The sequence below is a fragment of the Desulfocastanea catecholica genome (genome assembly GCF_054657295.1).
The window spans coordinates 18,069-34,823 of the sequence record NZ_BAAHYZ010000013.1 but is presented as its reverse complement, the minus strand read 5'-3'; the positions used below and the strand labels follow the sequence as shown (position 1 = coordinate 34,823).

Genomic DNA, 16,755 nt, shown 5'->3' with positions numbered 1-16,755 from the left:
TCAAGAGAGAATGCCTGTTGATATACCGGTAAAAATACGCTGTCGTTTAATGGGGCGAATCTCATAACCATTGTATGCCCAAAAAAATCATCTCTGCAAAAATCCAAATCTATGTGACCGTTATCAACGAATCTAATGAATGCAGCATTTATGAGATTTTTATCCGGAAATACGGAAAAAACTTCCCGGATTTTCGGAGATAAAATCAAAAAAAAACATTCTGCTGCAGTATAACTTTTTTTTATCCTTTAATTCCTATTACTTGAAAAAACTACCAGAGGTCGACCAAGTGGTCCTATTTTTGCTTCTAAGAAATAGGTTGGACCATTTCCCTCAATTTCACAGTAGTGGGTCGAACCCCAAGCAGAAAACAAAAGACACCGAAAAATTCGTGCAGTGACAAACAATGGTGATACAGAAAAGCTCCCTGAGAGCTTGTCTGTATCACTCTTATGTATAAACAAACAACCGATGGAGGAAAGAGATGAAAAAAGGACTGTATGGGTTGGCTGTTCTTGTTGTTTGCATGTCATTTTCTGGTGCAGCTTTTGGTGCAGCTTTTGTTTTGACGCCGATGGAGGAATTGGGTAAATCGATTTTCTTTGATGAGAATCTGTCCATCAATAAAAACCAGTCCTGCGCGTCCTGTCATGCCGCCGAAGTCGGCTGGACTGGGCCTCATTCGGATATCAATGATGGCGGTGCGGTTTATGAGGGCTCAATCCCCGGCCGCTTCGGCGACCGCAAACCACCCACTTCGGCCTATGCCACCCAGAGCCCCATATTTCACCTTGACATGATCACAGGGCTGTTTGTCGGCGGCAATTTCTGGGATGGAAGGGCCACGGGGGAACTTCTGGGCAATCCGGCTGCCGACCAGGCCCAGGGACCGTTTTTGAACCCGGTGGAGCAGGCCCTGCCCGACAGCGCCTGCGTGGTATATCGCGTCTGCAGTGCTAGTTATCCAGTCCTGTTCGAACAGGTCTGGGGTGACGAAGCCTGTGACATTGCTTGGCCCAAGAATGTCGATAAACGGTGTGCCAAGGAAGGCACCACGATTGCCTTGTCCCCTGGGGACAGGATCAAGTCGTATGTGGCCTACGACAACATCGCACTCTCCATCGCCGCCTACGAGGCCTCGCCCGAGGTGAATGCCTTCACCTCGAAGTTTGACCTTACCTATCAAGGCGAGGCTAAACTGACCAAACAAGAACAGCAGGGTTTTGCTCTCTTCCGGGGCAAGGGTATGTGCCACAGGTGCCATACCAGTAATGGCCAGGGAGCCCTTTTCACCGACTATACCTTCGACAACCTGGGAATCCCCCAGAATCCCGAGAATCCTGCAGGTGTTGCACCCGACTTCGTCGACCCGGGACTGGGAGGCTTCCTGAAAAATGCTGGTTTTCCAGCAGACGTGTGGGAGGCCGAGAAAGGTAAGCACAAGGTCCCGACCCTGCGCAACGTCGACCTGCGGCTTTATGAAGGGTTTGTCAAGGCCTACGGCCATAACGGCTATTTCAAGTCCCTCGAGGGAATTGTTCACTTCTACAACACCCGGGATATAAAGCCTGTATGCGGCGATGGTGCCTACACCGAAGCATATGCGCTTGCCAATGACTGCTGGCCGGCCGCTGAAGTGCCTGCGAACGTCAACACTGCCGAGTTGGGCAATCTTGGCCTTACTCTCGACGAAGAGGCCGCGATCGTTGCCTTCTTGCGGACGCTCTCTGATGGTTATCAGCCATAACAATCCCAAAAGGTCCGAATTACCAAGGCAGGGGCACAGTGCTCCTGCCTTCTCCGAAACTATCGCCTTTCCGACCTGTGACCGCCGACTATCACTCTCCGGAGCGGTTAATTTTCGCGACCTGGGTGGCTATCCGACCACAGACCATAACCGAGTAAGAACAGGCCTGGTCTTTCGTTCCGATCATCTCTCCCGCCTGACCATAAACGATCAGCAGCTTCTGCAGACCCTCCGCTTCAAGACGGTCTGCGACCTGAGAACCGTCCGTGAGCAGCAGGTGGCCCCCGACCTTCTGCCGGAAGATGACTCGATCCGGCTGCTCTCTCTGCCGGTACAGGTAGACGGGTTTGATCCAGCTACGGTCATGGATCGACTGCGGGCGGGTGATGAGGCGTGGCTGTCCGTCGATTTTTTCATCGAACTCTACCGGCGCTATCTCGACGATTTCGGCCCGGTGTGGGGCAAGGTGCTCGGATTGGTCGCTTCGTCGCACAACCTGCCGCTGGTCTTTCACTGCACCGGCGGCAAGGACCGCACCGGCATCTGTGCGGCCCTGCTGTTGAAGCTCCTCGGCGTACAGGACGAAATTATACTTCTTGATCACGATTACTCCAATGTCTGCAATGCCGAACGGCTGCAACCGATCTATGCCGAATTTGCCGCCATGGGCATCACGGCAGAAAAGGCCGCCCCCTATCTGCAGGCGCCAAGAGAACCCCTTGTTGCTCTGCTTGCCCACCTGAAAAAAACTTACGGTACCATCGAAAATTATCTGCTGAGCAAGGCGGGGCTCGACCGGACAGCACTGACCGCCCTGCGCCGGCGCCTGCTGCAATGAAAAACCGGAACCAGCGCGCTGACCAGCAACAGGCACTGCTGCGCCTTCGTCGGCAATCCTGTTGGGCTGCCGTACTTCTTTTTTTTCCCTGGCTGTCGACCATTTTCCTCTGTCGGTCTCTCTTTTCAGACCAGCCGGCGACGATCCTCGCCCTGCTGCCGGGACTGGCGACAGCGATATACCTGCACAGCCGCCTGTCCCGGCACCTGACAGCCAACCACCGCCCCTTCGAGACGGACAGGCTCTTTGCCACCCTGGGAGCAGCCAACTGGATCACGCTGCTGCGCGCCGCGGCTGTCGTTGCCCTGGCCGGTTTCCTGCCTGTTGCCGTCTCGATGGTGGTCACCTCCCAACAAAGCCTGGGGCAGTTGAACGCCGGTTGGCTGGCCTGGGCGCCGGGGATCATCTATCTGGGGCTGTCCCTGGCCGATCTGCTTGACGGCTATTTGGCCAGAAGACAGGGGCGCGAGACCGAACTCGGCAAACGACTGGATATCGAAACCGATGCCGCGGGTTTGCTGGTGGCCTCCCTGCTGACGGTTGTCCTCGGTCGGCTGCCGGTCATCTATCTGCTGGTCGGACTGGCCTACTATCCTTTTATCTTCGGCATCTGGCTGCGGCAAAGACGGGAACTGCCGGTGGTCACACTGCAATCCAGGCCCTTTGCGCGGATTATTGCCGGGTTGCAGATGGGCCTGGTCGGTCTGGCGCTTTTACCGGTCTTTCATCGTCCGTTCCTCTTACTTGCCGCCTCTCTTTTCATGACACCGCTGCTTATCGGTTTTTTGAGAGACTGGCTGGTAGTCTCCTGCAAAATAGCATCCGATAGGAACCAGCAGACAGGCCTGGACCGCTGGGCACGGTCAGTGATGAGGACAGTACCGGTGACCCTTCGCCTGGTCTTTTTTGCCGGAGGGGTGATGCTGCTTGTTGATTTCGGCCTGCAATGGCAGCTGTCGTGGCATCTGTCCTGGCAATCGGTTGCCCTGGGTATCTTTTGCATCTGCGCTCTTCTGGCCGCCATTGGCTGCATGGGCCGCGTTGCCGCTCTTTGCCTGGCCCTGCTGCTTGCCGGCAACCAATCGCCGTTTGGCACATCTCTTTTATCGCTGCTTGTCTTCGCCGCCGCCGCTGCCCTGATGATCACCGGCACCGGTCCCCTGTCCCTCTGGACTCCGGAAGAAACCATGCTGTACCGCCGAGGGAAAAAGAAACCAGCGACCAATGGCGGGCCACGATGACCATATCTCGACCATCAATCGCCCCATCATCCGCCCAGAGGCCCGGCAAATGGTCAACTGTCGGACGGGGAATAGTCAAGCGATGGCGATGGCTCCTCGGATTGCTTGGTCTGGCACTCGCCTGGCATGCCCTGCGGCAAGTTGTCTGGGTCGAAGTATGGCAGCTCCTGGCCGGAATCGATTCGCTGGCCATTCTGACCCTTGGAGTCGTCAACCTGCTCATGCTGCCTTTGATGGCCGCCAGATGGTGGCTGCTCCTCAGACTCCTCGGCTCGCCGGTCGATCCGCTGTCCGTCTGCGCCTATCGCCTCGCCGCCAACGCCGTCAGTTATCTTACTCCCGGCCCGCATTTCGGCGGAGAACCGCTCGCGGTCTATCTCCTGCATCAGCGCCATGGGATACCGCCGGTAACCGCCGCCACCTCGGTCGCCGTCGACCGGCTGCTTGAGCTTTTCGCCGGCTTTATTGTCCTGTCCCTCTGCCTGACTGGTCTGGCCTTTGCGCAAACCGGTCTCTTTCAGGGGAATCACGGACAGTGGCTCGTCCTTGCCCTACCGGCTGCCGTTACCTGGATTCTGGCCCTGCTGTGCACCGGTGGCAGACCTCTGTCCCGGGGAGTACTGTTGGTGAGAAAATTTTGCGGCCGATTCCTCCCCCGGCTGTCCGGCAACAGCCAGATATTCGACATCATTACCCAGGGCGAGGACATGGCCGCGGCCCTTTTTCGACGGCACCGCTCCCTCTTCCTGCTGGCCAATCTTCTTTCCCTTGGCCACTGGCTGGGGGTCTTTGTCGAATTTTGGCTGATGTCACTCTTTCTGCAGCTGCCGTTGTCTTTCTGGCACCTGGCGGCGGTGGTCGTGGTTGCGCGGCTGGCATTTTATACGCCCCTGCCGGCCGGTATCGGTGCATTGGAATCGGCCCTCCCCTGGCTGACCGCCACCCTTGGCTCGGGAAGCAGCCTCGGGTTCGGTCTCTGCCTGATCATCCGATTCCGTGACCTTCTCTTTAATCTGGCGGGACTGGCGCTTACCATGAAGTATTTGACTTGTCGCGGCAAGGTCGGTATCATTCGCGATAATACCGAGCATTAGATGACACACGATCTGTCAGGATAACCCCAGGATGGCAAAGGATCCCCATGGACGAAAATCAGCCTCGGACCAACTCTCTCAGTCATGCCGGGAAAACACCGGCAACCGGCAGCAACCACTCCGATTATCAACAGCAGGCATGGTTCGATGGATTATCCGACCTTGCCGAGGAATTCCTGGACCGTCACCACCGGCCGCTGGTGACTGTTTCCTACGCCCAGAGCGTCGATGGCAGCATCGCCGCCCGAAATCGTCAACAGCTTCAGCTGAGCAGCCACCAGTCGATGGTCTTGACCCACCGGATCCGGGCCGCCTGCGACGCCATCGTCATCGGCATCAATACGCTGCTGGTCGACAACCCGCAGCTCACCGTTCGTCTCATCGAGGGACCGAATCCCCAACCGATAGTTCTCGACAGCAGGCTGCGCATCCCCATGCAGGCCAGGCTGCTGGACCGCACCGACCATCGTTGCTGGCTGGCCTGTACCGACCAAATCGACATCGAACGGATCGGCACGGTTGAAGGCCGGGGCGCTGAACTCATCCACTGCCGCCGTGATAGCCTGGGCCGGGTCGATCTGCCTGACCTGCTTTTTCTGCTCGGCCAGAAGGGCATCAGGAGCATCATGGTGGAAGGCGGCAGCCAGGTTATCACCAGTTTTCTCGAGGCACGCCTGGTCGACCAGATGATCATCACTATCGCTCCCCGCCTGGTGGGAGGCCTGCCGGTATTGAATCGATCGACAGCCGGCAATGGTTCCCTCCTGCATCTCGATTCGATTACCTACCAATGCTGCGGTCCGGACATCATTCTCTGGGGAAAACCGCGGTGGAGGGAAGCGTGAACCGGCAACGGCTGGAATTTACCGCGCCGGGACAGGTGGACATCAACCTCGGTCCGGTACCGCGACCAGCAGCCGATCAGGTTCTGGTCCGGACACGTTTTTCGGCCATCAGTCCGGGAACGGAGATGCTGGTGTATCGGGGACAGTGGCCGGAGGGCGTGCCGCTGGACAGCACCATCATAGCCCTGGCCGGGGCCTTTGCCTATCCCCTCGCCTACGGCTATTGCACGGTGGGCCGGGTAGTCGCCACGGGGACAGCGGTATCCGGCGACTGGCTCGACCGCCGGGTCTTCGCCTTCCACCCCCATGAGAACCTTTTCTGTGCCCCTCCCGCGACCCTGCAGCCCATTCCTGACGATCTCAACGATGAAACCGCTCTCTTTCTGCCCAGTATGGAAACGGCGGTCAATCTCCTTCTGGACGGCCGCCCGCTGATCGGAGAACACGTTGTCGTGATCGGCCAGGGCATCATCGGCCTGCTCGCCACCGCCCTGCTTGCCCGTTTTCCGCTGGCTGGACTCACCACCATCGACGCGTATCCACTGCGGCGCGAGGCCTCCATGAACTTTGGTGCAGGGGAGTGCCATGACCCGGCCGATCCGTCCCTCCTCGCCCGGATGGGCGGAACCGAGGGTCAGGGAGGCAAGACGGATCTGGTCTTCGAACTGTCGGGCAATCCGACAGCCCTGAACACCGCTCTCTCCCTGACGCGTTTCAACGGCCGGGTGGTGGTCGGATCCTGGTACGGCACGAAAAAGACCGAGCTGAACCTTGGTTCTTTTTTTCATCGCGGCCGGGTGTCGCTGATCAGCTCCCAGGTCAGCAGTCTCGCCCCCGAACTGACCGGCCGATGGCCAACCGGTCGGCGCCTTGAGCTGGCCTGGCAGATGCTGCGGCAGGTTCGCCCGGCCGGCTGCATCAGTCACCGTTTTGCCCTGGCCGACGCGGCGTCGGCCTATGCCCTCATTGACCGCAGCCCCGGCGAGACGATTCAGGTCATTTTCGATCACCAATAATCATCAACAGGTAAGGAAGAGCTACAATAAACGAGGAGAAAAGAGCATGTACAGTCTCGGAGTAGGGCGCGACTTCAGCGCCAGGCATTACCTGGTCGGCGGCGACTGGGGCGCAGAGAACATCGAACATGCGCACCGTTACCGGCTGGAACTGGTACTGGAGAAAAAAGAACTGGACCGGCACGGTTTTCTGGTCGATATTGTCGAAGTGGAGCGGCATCTGGACGAGATTGTCGCCGATTTTAAGGGCAAGACCCTCAACACCTTAGTCGCCTTCGGCGGCGGTAATCCCAGTATCGAACGACTGGCCACTGTTATTCATGACCTGGTCAAAGAGAGGCTCGCGCCTTTTCGCCTCGACGCCATGGCCGTCACCATCCGGGAAGATGATATCGCCTGGACCTCGTACCGCACCGCCCTCTGATGCGCATCGGTCTGGTCATTTACGGCAGTCTGGATACGCTCTCCGGCGGCTATCTTTACGACCGCATCGTCGCTGAAGGACTGCAACGGCTCGGCCATGAGGTGGAGGTGATCGGCTTACCTTCGGGCTCGTACCTCCGCCGGCTGGCATGCGGTTTTTCGTCTGATCTGCCTCGTCGGCTGCTGGCCGGTGCATTCGACATTCTCATCCAGGATGAACTCTGCCACCCGACGCTCTTTTCGGTCAATCAGCGACTTCGTCGCCGAGGCGGCCCGCTGCTTGTGGCCCTGGTCCATCATACCCTCTCCGGCGAACCACGCCACCCCTGGCACAATAAGCTGCTGGCCCTGGCCGAACGGCGCTTTCTCGCTTCGGTCGACGGTTTTATCCATAACTCGGCAACCACCCGTGACACAGTTGCCTCCCTGGTGGCGCACAACCGACCGCAGGTTATCGCCTACCCGGCCGGCGACCGATTCGGCAGCCCTCTGGCCGCTGAATTCATCAGTCGACGTGCCCACCGGCCCGGACCATTACAGCTGCTCTTTCTCGGCAATGTGATCGCCAGAAAAGGTCTGGTGCCGCTGTTGCAGGGATTGGCGAAAATTGATCGCCGGATCTGGCGGTTGTCGGTCGTTGGCGCTCTTGACTTCGACCCCGCCTATACCGCTGAAGCGCGGCAGCTCGTCCAAGACCTTGATCTGTCCGGGTCGGTTCACTTTCTTGGTCCTCTCGACAATGACCGACTGGTCGAAACCCTGAGCGAGAGCCATCTCTTCTGCATGCCGTACGCCTACGAGGGTTTCGGCATCGCCATTCTGGAGGCCATGGCCTTCGGTCTGCCGGCCATCGGTTGCCTGAGCGGCGCGGCGGGCGAGACTATCCGCCACGGCGAAAACGGCTACCTGCTGGCCATGGGCGATCTTGCCGGCCTGGAGCCGCTGCTCAGTCAATTGCACCAGGATCGGGACAGGCTGCAGCGGCTCTCCCTTGCTGCCCAGGCAACCTATGGTGCAAGTCCGGGCTGGCAGGACGGGGTGGCGGCCATTGATGGTTTCCTGCGGCAGTTGCAGGGCCAGGACCACCAGACGAAGACGAATGACCGGGACGGCGGCTTTGATCCCCACTATCTTACCGCCAAGAAAACCATCGACGACCGGGCACTGAACCATCATGTCTGGGAGACGCTCCGCGTAACGCTGCCGCAAATCACCGGCGGCGCACCGGCGAATATTCTCGAAATCGGCGCCGGCATCGGCACCATGCTTGAACGGATGGTTGATCGACACCTGCTGACCGGTCCCATCACCTATATGGCCACCGACTGCGACCCGGACCAGCTTATCGCGGCACGCCGATATCTCACCGAGTGGGCAGAAAAAAAGGGGTACAGCCTGTCCTGGGCCGGTGAACATTATGGTCGGCTGAGGACGCCAAAGGCCGAGATCTCCCTTTCACTCGAGCAGGCCAGTGCCGAAGAGCTTGCCGACCGGTCCGCTTCGCCCGGTCCGTTCCATCTGATCATCGCCCATGCCGTGCTCGATCTGATCGACTTCCCCAACCTGCTGCCGCGCCTTCTGTCGCGGCTGACTGATAACGGGATGGCCTACTGCACCTGCAACTTCGACGGGGAGACGGTCTTTTTGCCCGAATGGCCCGGCGACAAGAAAATAATCGGGCGCTATCATGCCTCGATGGAGGCGCGGCTGTCCGGGGCAAGCCACACCGGCCGAAGACTGCTGAGCTTTCTGCAGGGTCCAGGCCTGGAACTCCTGGCCGCCGGCAGTTCGGACTGGATCATCCACCCCCGAAACCATGGTTATTTGACCGACGAGACCTCCTTCCTGCACGCCATCATTGCCACGGTGGAACGGGAGCATTACCGCCAAAATCTTCCTCCGGCCGACCTTGCCGGACTGAGCGACTGGGCCCGTTTGCGGCACCGGCAGGTGGACGATGGGGAACTGTCTTTTCTCGCCCGCCACCTCGACCTCCTGGCCCGCCGTCGATCCTCCCTGCCATGAATCCCGAAAAGCCCTTTTATCGACCCTTGTTCCAGCTCACCGTCGCCTTTTTGTTCCTCGGCGCCCTGCTCAACCTGAACTATCCGGCCGACCGTATTTTTTCCCCGCAGCTGCTGCTGCCGTCGATTGACGTCTGGCTGCTGCTGATCCCGCTCGCTTTGGTGGCCTGGGCCGGAAGACGACTCCTGTTCTGGATCGGTCTGCCGCTGTGGCTGTTTTTTCTGGCGCTGCGCCTGTTCCGCATCGCCGATACCGCAGTCCCCATGTATCTCAACCGCCCCTTCAACCTCTGCATCGATTCCGGCTACCTCTTCGATCTCTACGATCTGCTCAAGACCTCCGCCGGTCAGGGGGAGTTCCTGCTCCAGTCGATAAGCATTGCCGCGGTGGCGCTGGGGGTAGTCATCTCCAGCTGGTACGCCTGGCGGACGGCAAGCAGAGCTCTTCTGGACCATCGGGTCCGGTTGTCTTTCCTGCTTGTCTCGGGGCTCCTCCTCGGTGCGGGGTTTCTTGGGCAATGGCCGACGAGTCAACCGCCGGCCATGGTCCGCTTCGGCCGGGAGATCCTGTCCATTCCCCGGCAACTGGAACAACAGCGGGCGGTTATCAGCCGAATAGAAACAGCGGCCCGGGACAGGAAAATCCTTGCCACCCCGGACAAAGGGCTCGAAGGACTGCGGGGCGCCGATGTGCTGTTGTTCCTGGTCGAGTCCTATGGCCATATCGTCTTTAATCGGTCCGATTACCGACCGGCGATGGAGGCCACCATGGCCAACCTTGCCGGAATCCTTGCACAGCACGGCTTCATGGCGGTCTCTTCCTATCTGGTCTCCCCGACCTTCGGCGGATCATCCTGGCTGGCCCACAGCACCCTGGAGTTCGGGGTCCGGGTGGAAAACGATCTCGAGGAGAAAGCCTTACTCCGCTCCGCTCTGCCGCCTCTGGCCGCCTATTTTCACAGCAGCGGGTATCGTACCGTCTCGGTGATGCCCGGTACCCGCTTCGCCTATCCGGAAGGGGCCGTTTTCGGCTACGACCGGTTCTATTACGCCTGGGATTTCGGCTATCAAGGCCCGACCTTCGGCTGGGCGGCGATGTCCGACCAATTTGTCCTCGACTGGGTGCGCCGTCGGGAAATGGCCGAACGCCGACAGCCGCTGTTTATTCGCTATGTGCTGATCAGCAGCCACGCCGCCTTCAGCATTCAACCGCCATTTCTGGCCGATTGGCAGGAGATCCGCGACGGCAGCATCTACCATGACCGGCAGCCGGTCTACTATCCCATCCACTGGCCGGATCTGCACAACGCCGGAGAGGCATACCTTCGTTCCCTGGACTACGAATTTACCATCCTGGGAGACTATCTTGGTAAATTTGTCGATACCGACACCCTGATTATCATCATGGGCGACCACCAGCCCAATCTCCAGCTTACCGGCGAAGGTGAACCCTGGTCGGTACCCGTGCATGTCATCAGTCGCAATCCCCGGTTGCTCGAGCCGTTTCGCAAGCGGGGGTACACCTCGGGCCTGATCCCGGCCCAACCACTCCCCCATACCGGGATGGAGACGTTCTTACCGAATTTCCTGTGGGATTTCCAGTAGTCGTTTTCCCTACCGCCCGCTACGGCTTTTCCGCAATAACAACGAAACAGAGCTCATTTGGGGCACATCGCCGGAAGGGGTTTCGTTCGATGCCGACAACGCTCAAATGGGTGACAGATGGATGACAGGTGAGCTGATACGTGGTTTATTATTTCCGTTTTCTGTCGTTCTTTAGTATTTTGAAGCATTGCAAATAATGCTGTGCAGTTGCAGCTTCTCACCTGTTCGTTCTAAATCGGGTTGTATTTGAATCTATGAAAAGACATGTTTACATTTTGGATACACGTTTTTCTCATCGGGTATCCTGTCTCAGAAACCTGCTTCTGTGGTTTTGTTGTCTCTTGTGCATCAATTCAACAGGATGGGCGCTTGCCGCGGAGCAGCTCGACGTCGAAGTCACTGGTGTTACCGGTGATGTGCTGCAAAACGTGGAGATTTCGCTCAGTATCAGCACCACAGCGAAAGAGCAGGAAGTGGGCTTGCTGGAAAGCTTCAGCCTTGATGATAAAGAGGAGAAGCCGGCGTTGTCTGAGCCCACCATTCAGCGGCTGCATCGTCTGGCACCGGAAGAAATTCGCCAGGCCCTGCAACCCTTCGGCTATTATGAACCCGAGATCGATGCGCAGCTTGACAAGATCGACGGCGTGTGGCAGGCCGTTTACCGGATTGCCCCCGGGCCCCCTACTCTACTGGAACATGTCGAAATCCGGGTAAACGGTGCAGGCGGTGAAGAACCATCCGTCAAGGAGGCGCTGGCTTCAACAAAAATTATTTCCGGCCGGAAGCTGGACCATCGCGCCTATGAACAAACCAAAAGCCAACTCTCCGATGCCCTCTATAATGCAGGTTATATCGATGCCAGGTTCACCCAGAGTGAAATGAGGGTGTATCCGCCCAGGCAAAAGGCCGATATTTACCTGATAGCTGATTCGGGGCCAAAGTTCCAGTTTGGCTCCATCACTGTTGAACAGGATATTCTCAATCAAAATTTTGTCGATAAATTCGCCACATTTCAACGCGGCGATCATTTCGATACCAGCAAGTTGATCGACTACCAGCTTGCTCTCACCGACAGCAGCTATTTCAGCGAGGTTGAGATTCTCGCAGAGCGCGAGAACGCTGTCGGTACCGAAATTCCGGTGATTGTCAACACCAAAGCAGCCAAACCGCGGCGCTATACGGCCGGGCTCGGTTACGGCACAGATACCGGTCCACGGGTGACCGCCGGAGCTGAATTGAGACGGATCAACCGTCGCGGACACAAGGTGCGTTTTGACCTTCTCGCCTCGTCCATCGAACAATCCTTCAGCAGTCAATACCTGATCCCGATCAAGAATGTTGCTACCGACAACCTCGCCTTTACCGCTTCGGCATCACGGATCCAGGTAGGCGATATCGATACCGACCAGTTCAAACTTGGTGCCGCCATCAATGAAAACTGGTTAGGATTCCGGCGCCGACTGTACCTTAGCCTCGAACGGGAAAATTTCGATATAGGCGATGGGACGCAAACCTCGACGCTGGCGATTCCCGGCATGCAGTTGTCGCGCACTTATGCGGATGATCCGCTGTTTCCACGTTCGGGCTACAGTGCGAATCTCGATATACATGGCGGTGTGGAAAGCCCGTTGACCGAGACGACCTTTCTCCACACCAGCATCCGTGCGCGCTCGGTGCTGCCCCTTAGGGAGCGTGGTCGGTTGCTGTTTCGGGGGGAGCTTGGCGCAATCCAGGCGACGACGTTTTCCGACCTGCCGCCCTCGCAGCGATTCTTTGCCGGTGGCGACCAGAGTGTTCGAGGCTATGGATATCAGGAACTGAGCCCGAAAAACCGCGATGGTGATGCTATTGGTGGACAATATCTTACGGTCGCAAGTGTCGAGGCGGATTATCTGGTCTATAACAATTTTGGTATGGCGACGTTTTTTGATGTCGGTAATGCCGGCGACGATATATTGACCAGCCTGAAAAAGGGGGTAGGAATGGGGCTGCGCTACCGCTCACCGGTTGGTATGATCCGTTTCGACGTTGCCCGGCCGCTCGATGACGATGCCGACAGCTTTCGCCTGCACATCAGTATCGGAGCCGATCTATGAAACGCCTGCTCAAAATCATATCTTTTGCGACAATTGCCCTTGTTGCCTTGTTGCTAGTGACGCTGGTCTCACTACTTTTCGGGGTCATTGGCACCGAAAGCGGAACGCAGTTTGCCTGGCACCATGCACGGGTTTTTGTGCCGGCCGGTGTTGAAATAGGTGCCCTGGAGGGCCGTCTTGCCGGGCCGCTGGAGATCAGGGAACTGAAGATCAGCAACGACGCGTTTCTACTTGAAATCGACAAGATAGAGCTGCAATGGCTGCCTTTGCAGCTGTTGCACCGGGTGCTGGATGTTGACAGGATCGCTGTGGAAGGTGTCCGCTATACCCAGCTGGAGGTTGTTCCACCACAACCCAAAGAGGAATCAGCACCGATAACCTTGCCGGAAGAGATTGTCCTGCCTGTCGGTGTACGACTCGGCGAGGTGAGCCTGCGCGATTTCGAGTTTCGCTCCCAGCCGGACAGTGCACCTTTTTTCATAGTTTCCGCCATAGTAAGTGCTGTTGTCAATACGCAGGAGGTTGACATCACAACTCTGAAAATCGAGTCGCCGCTTTTTAGCGTGGAAGGAAAAACGCTGCTGGCGACGCATGGCGACTACCCCGTACAAGGTGAACTTGACTGGCAGGTCCCAGTACCCGATTATCCCGCACTACATGGCCAGACGCTCCTCAGCGGCAGCCTTCGCGAAATGACCATCACCCAGAGCATCGCCAAACCTTATGATGTGCAGACCACAGTGCTGCTGCAAAATCCTGTCGAAAATCTTGCCTTCGAGGTTGCATTGCATGTCCAGCCGCTGGCGCTGCAGGCCTTGAATAAAGATTTACCGCCGATGACAACCGAGTTGACGGTCACCGGCAAAGGTAATCCAGGCGATATTACCTTCAATCTCAGCGGGTGGGCGGAAGATCCAGGCCTGGGGCGCGTCAATACCACCCTGGCCGGTGGATTCAAATCGAATACGGTCACCCTTGATGCACTCAAGCTCAGTGTGGCGGAACAGGCCGCCGAGATCATCGCCAGCGGGCAGATTGAACTTGGTGATACACCCGAGTTTAACCTTATGATTGACTGGCAGCAACTGCAATGGCCGCTGCAGCAGCCGACGGTAAAAAGTCCACAAGGACACATCGCCGTGGATGGAAAAATTGACGCCTATACGCTCAGCATGCTGGCCGATGTTGCCGTGCCGGAGCAGACTGACGGACAGCTGCTGCTGGAGGGTCAGGGCAGCCGGGAGGCCCTGACATTGTCACGGATCGATATCACTGCGCTTGAGGGCACAATCGAAGGAAAGGCCGGCGTCAGGTGGCAGCCCGAACTGAAAGGCGATGTCGATCTGGTCGGACAAGGCTTGAATCCGGGGGCAATAGTGCAAGACTGGCCGGGTAAGCTGGGGTTTTCCTTGCAGGCACAGGGTGGCATAAAAGATGAGCTGCCCAGGCTGCAATTGCCGCAGTTTTCTGTGCAGGGGCAGCTGCGAGGCTATGAGGTGGCCCTGGACGCCGCCGGTTCCTATGAGGAAAACCTCGCGACGCTGCAACGACTTGCCCTGTCCTCCGGCTCGACAACGCTTGACGTCAGCGGCACGATGAGCGACATGCTTGATGTGCGCTGGCAGGTTGACAGCCAGGATCTTGGCACACTGCTGCCGAAGGCGGAAGGCCGCATCACCGGAAAAGGAACCTTGGCCGGGCCGCTTAAAAGCCCCCGGGTAGTGGCTGCCCTCAATGCAGACGGGTTGGTCTATGAGGACTCTCGCCTGCAATCGTTGCATCTCGATGCTGATGTTGATGTGGCGGGGAAAACCCAGTCCAAGGTTTCCCTCAGCTTAACGGATGGCAATGCGGCAGGCGTCGAACTCCGTAAAATTGTGTTCAACGGCCGGGGTGTACCTGGCGCGCATACCTTCACCCTGGCGGCGGATACCTCCAGTGGCCAGGCAGATATTGCCCTCCAGGGCGACCTGAAAAATCCCGGGCAACCGGACATGATCTGGAACTTCAGATTGAATCAGGCCGACCTCAAATACCCCGACCTGGACGGCTGGGCACTGCAAAGACCTTCTTCGGGGCAAATCTCTGCCGGACAGGCAATGCTTTCCGAGAGTTGCTGGCAATCGGCAGGGGCGCTGCTGTGCCTGCAGGGCCAACAGGCAACAGAAAAGATCCAGGCCGATTTTACCTTGACGAACCTGCCGTTCTCGTATGTATCGCATTATCTTCCCCCTGATATTGACGTACAGGGCAGCCTGAATGGCAAAGGGAGCTTGAGCCAAGCCGGCAAGAATGACCCTTCCGCTGCTATTGATTTCAAGACATCCGCGGTTCGTCTGCTGTCGCGCGGTTCGAACGAAGATGAACAGCAAGACACCTTGATAATTGCCTTCGAGCCTATTGATCTTCGCCTGCAAATGGAGCAAGGCGGATTGCAGGCCGATATGGCAATACCCTTGTCCCAGACCGATAGAATTGCCTTGAAAGCCGCTGTTTCTCCAGGACAGAGTCCGTTAATGGAGCGGCCATTGAATGGGCAGCTCACCACGGAAATTCAGAATCTCGATTTTATTGCCGATCTGCTTCCCGAAGTCAAGAGCCTCGCCGGCAGCCTGACCGGCAAGATGGCAGTCGCCGGGAGTCTGGCGTCGCCTGTGCTTCATGGACGCCTGGCGCTGGTCGAAGGGGCCGCCGAACTGGAAGGCCCCGGCCTGCATGTGAAAGATATTCAGGTAGAACTGACCGGTGAAGGCGAGCGCGGCATCCGGCTGACTGCCCATGCCGTCAGCGAAGGCGGTGAGCTGGATATTGCCGGCACCTCTGACTTGCGCGGGAAGGCGGGTACCGCCGACATTACCGTGAAGGGGGAAAATTTCCGGGTGATCAACACGCACGAAGCACAGGTTGACGCCTCGCCCAACCTGGCTATCGCCCTGCGCGAAAACAGGATAGATGTGGGTGGTGAGCTGGTGATCCCCAAAGCGCAGATCACCGTGAAGACCTTACCTGAATCGGCTGTCAGGGTTTCTGACGATCAGGTGATAATCGAGTCGGAGAAACAGGAAAAAGCAGGGACTACGGCCGGGCCTGAAATATATACCCGAGTTCGTACTGTTCTGGGCGACAAGGTGCGTTTTAACGGCTTCGGACTCAAGGCGCGTCTTGAAGGCAATATCCTGGCTATTGATAAACCGGGCGAGCCAACCACGGCCAGTGGTGAGCTGAAAATTGTTGACGGGGAATACCGGGCCTATGGTCAGGGACTGGTGATTGAAAAAGGGCGCATCCTCTTTCCCGGCGGGCCTATCGGCCAGCCTGGGCTCGATGTGCGGGCCTTCCGCCGACCTGAGGAAGGCATTACTGTCGGGGTGCAGGTGCGAGGTAATCTCAGGCAGCCTGACTTTACCTTGTTTTCTGATCCAACCATGACACAGGGCAATCAGCTTTCCTACCTCGTACTCGGGCGACCCCTGAGCGGGACCTCGGGCAGTGAGGGCTCGGCCCTGAGTCGGGCCGCACTGGCGCTGGGATTAAAGGGGGGTAATACCGTGGCGGAAAAAATCGGCGGCAGCCTGGGCCTGGATCAATTCGGTGTTGATCCAGGCGAGGCCGGGTCGGGCACCAACCCGGAAAACGCCTCCTTTGTCATCGGCAAATATCTGTCACCCAAGCTGTACGTCAGTTACGGATTGGGTTTGTTTAATCCGATCTCGACCCTGCGGCTGCAATATACCATCAGCAGTCATTGGAAATTTGTCACGGAATCCTCAACCAAGGCAAGTGGAGGCGACCTGATCTATATGATTGAAACCGGAGAATGAGGGTA

11 protein-coding genes are annotated in these 16,755 nt (G+C 57.7%); all 11 read left to right on the top strand.

From position 1 onward, the window contains the following. Positions 1-484: 484 nt before the first annotated feature. The 11 genes from ACYQ8U_RS12920 (at position 485) to ACYQ8U_RS12870 (ending at position 16,750) form a co-directional block, all read left to right on the top strand. The gene (locus ACYQ8U_RS12920; RefSeq protein ID WP_459945961.1) at positions 485-1,747 is read left to right on the top strand and encodes a cytochrome-c peroxidase; all 1,263 of its coding nucleotides are present in this window, start codon (positions 485-487) and stop codon (positions 1,745-1,747) included. After that, a complete protein-coding gene (locus tag ACYQ8U_RS12915) occupies positions 1,731-2,585 on the top strand; it encodes a tyrosine-protein phosphatase (RefSeq protein ID WP_459945960.1) in 855 nt (284 codons plus the stop codon). Before ACYQ8U_RS12920 ends, ACYQ8U_RS12915 begins: the two co-directional genes overlap by 17 nt. Next, positions 2,582-3,826, top strand: coding sequence for a CDP-alcohol phosphatidyltransferase family protein (locus ACYQ8U_RS12910; protein WP_459945959.1), 1,245 nt, complete (start codon positions 2,582-2,584; stop codon positions 3,824-3,826). Before ACYQ8U_RS12915 ends, ACYQ8U_RS12910 begins: the two co-directional genes overlap by 4 nt. Next, positions 3,823-4,920, top strand: a complete 1,098-nt coding sequence (locus ACYQ8U_RS12905) for a lysylphosphatidylglycerol synthase transmembrane domain-containing protein (protein ID WP_459945958.1) — start codon at positions 3,823-3,825, stop codon at positions 4,918-4,920. Before ACYQ8U_RS12910 ends, ACYQ8U_RS12905 begins: the two co-directional genes overlap by 4 nt. Before the next feature lie 47 nt (positions 4,921-4,967). Continuing rightward, positions 4,968-5,765 (top strand): RibD family protein, encoded by a 798-nt coding sequence (locus ACYQ8U_RS12900; RefSeq protein WP_459945957.1) that lies wholly within the window; start codon positions 4,968-4,970, stop codon positions 5,763-5,765. Further along, the gene (locus ACYQ8U_RS12895; protein WP_459945956.1) at positions 5,762-6,781 is read left to right on the top strand and encodes a zinc-dependent alcohol dehydrogenase; all 1,020 of its coding nucleotides are present in this window, start codon (positions 5,762-5,764) and stop codon (positions 6,779-6,781) included. Before ACYQ8U_RS12900 ends, ACYQ8U_RS12895 begins: the two co-directional genes overlap by 4 nt. 46 nt (positions 6,782-6,827) lie before the next feature. After that, the gene (locus tag ACYQ8U_RS12890) at positions 6,828-7,205 is read left to right on the top strand and encodes a 6-pyruvoyl trahydropterin synthase family protein (RefSeq protein ID WP_459945955.1); all 378 of its coding nucleotides are present in this window, start codon (positions 6,828-6,830) and stop codon (positions 7,203-7,205) included. Continuing rightward, positions 7,205-9,229 (top strand): glycosyltransferase, encoded by a 2,025-nt coding sequence (locus ACYQ8U_RS12885; protein WP_459945954.1) that lies wholly within the window; start codon positions 7,205-7,207, stop codon positions 9,227-9,229. Before ACYQ8U_RS12890 ends, ACYQ8U_RS12885 begins: the two co-directional genes overlap by 1 nt. Then, positions 9,226-10,833, top strand: coding sequence for a sulfatase-like hydrolase/transferase (locus ACYQ8U_RS12880; protein WP_459945953.1), 1,608 nt, complete (start codon positions 9,226-9,228; stop codon positions 10,831-10,833). The genes ACYQ8U_RS12885 and ACYQ8U_RS12880 overlap by 4 nt, the downstream gene beginning before the upstream one ends. 341 nt (positions 10,834-11,174) lie before the next feature. Beyond that, positions 11,175-12,929 (top strand): autotransporter assembly complex protein TamA, encoded by a 1,755-nt coding sequence (locus ACYQ8U_RS12875; RefSeq protein WP_459945952.1) that lies wholly within the window; start codon positions 11,175-11,177, stop codon positions 12,927-12,929. Then, positions 12,926-16,750, top strand: a complete 3,825-nt coding sequence (locus ACYQ8U_RS12870) for a translocation/assembly module TamB domain-containing protein (RefSeq protein WP_459945951.1) — start codon at positions 12,926-12,928, stop codon at positions 16,748-16,750. Before ACYQ8U_RS12875 ends, ACYQ8U_RS12870 begins: the two co-directional genes overlap by 4 nt. Positions 16,751-16,755 lie beyond the last annotated feature (5 nt).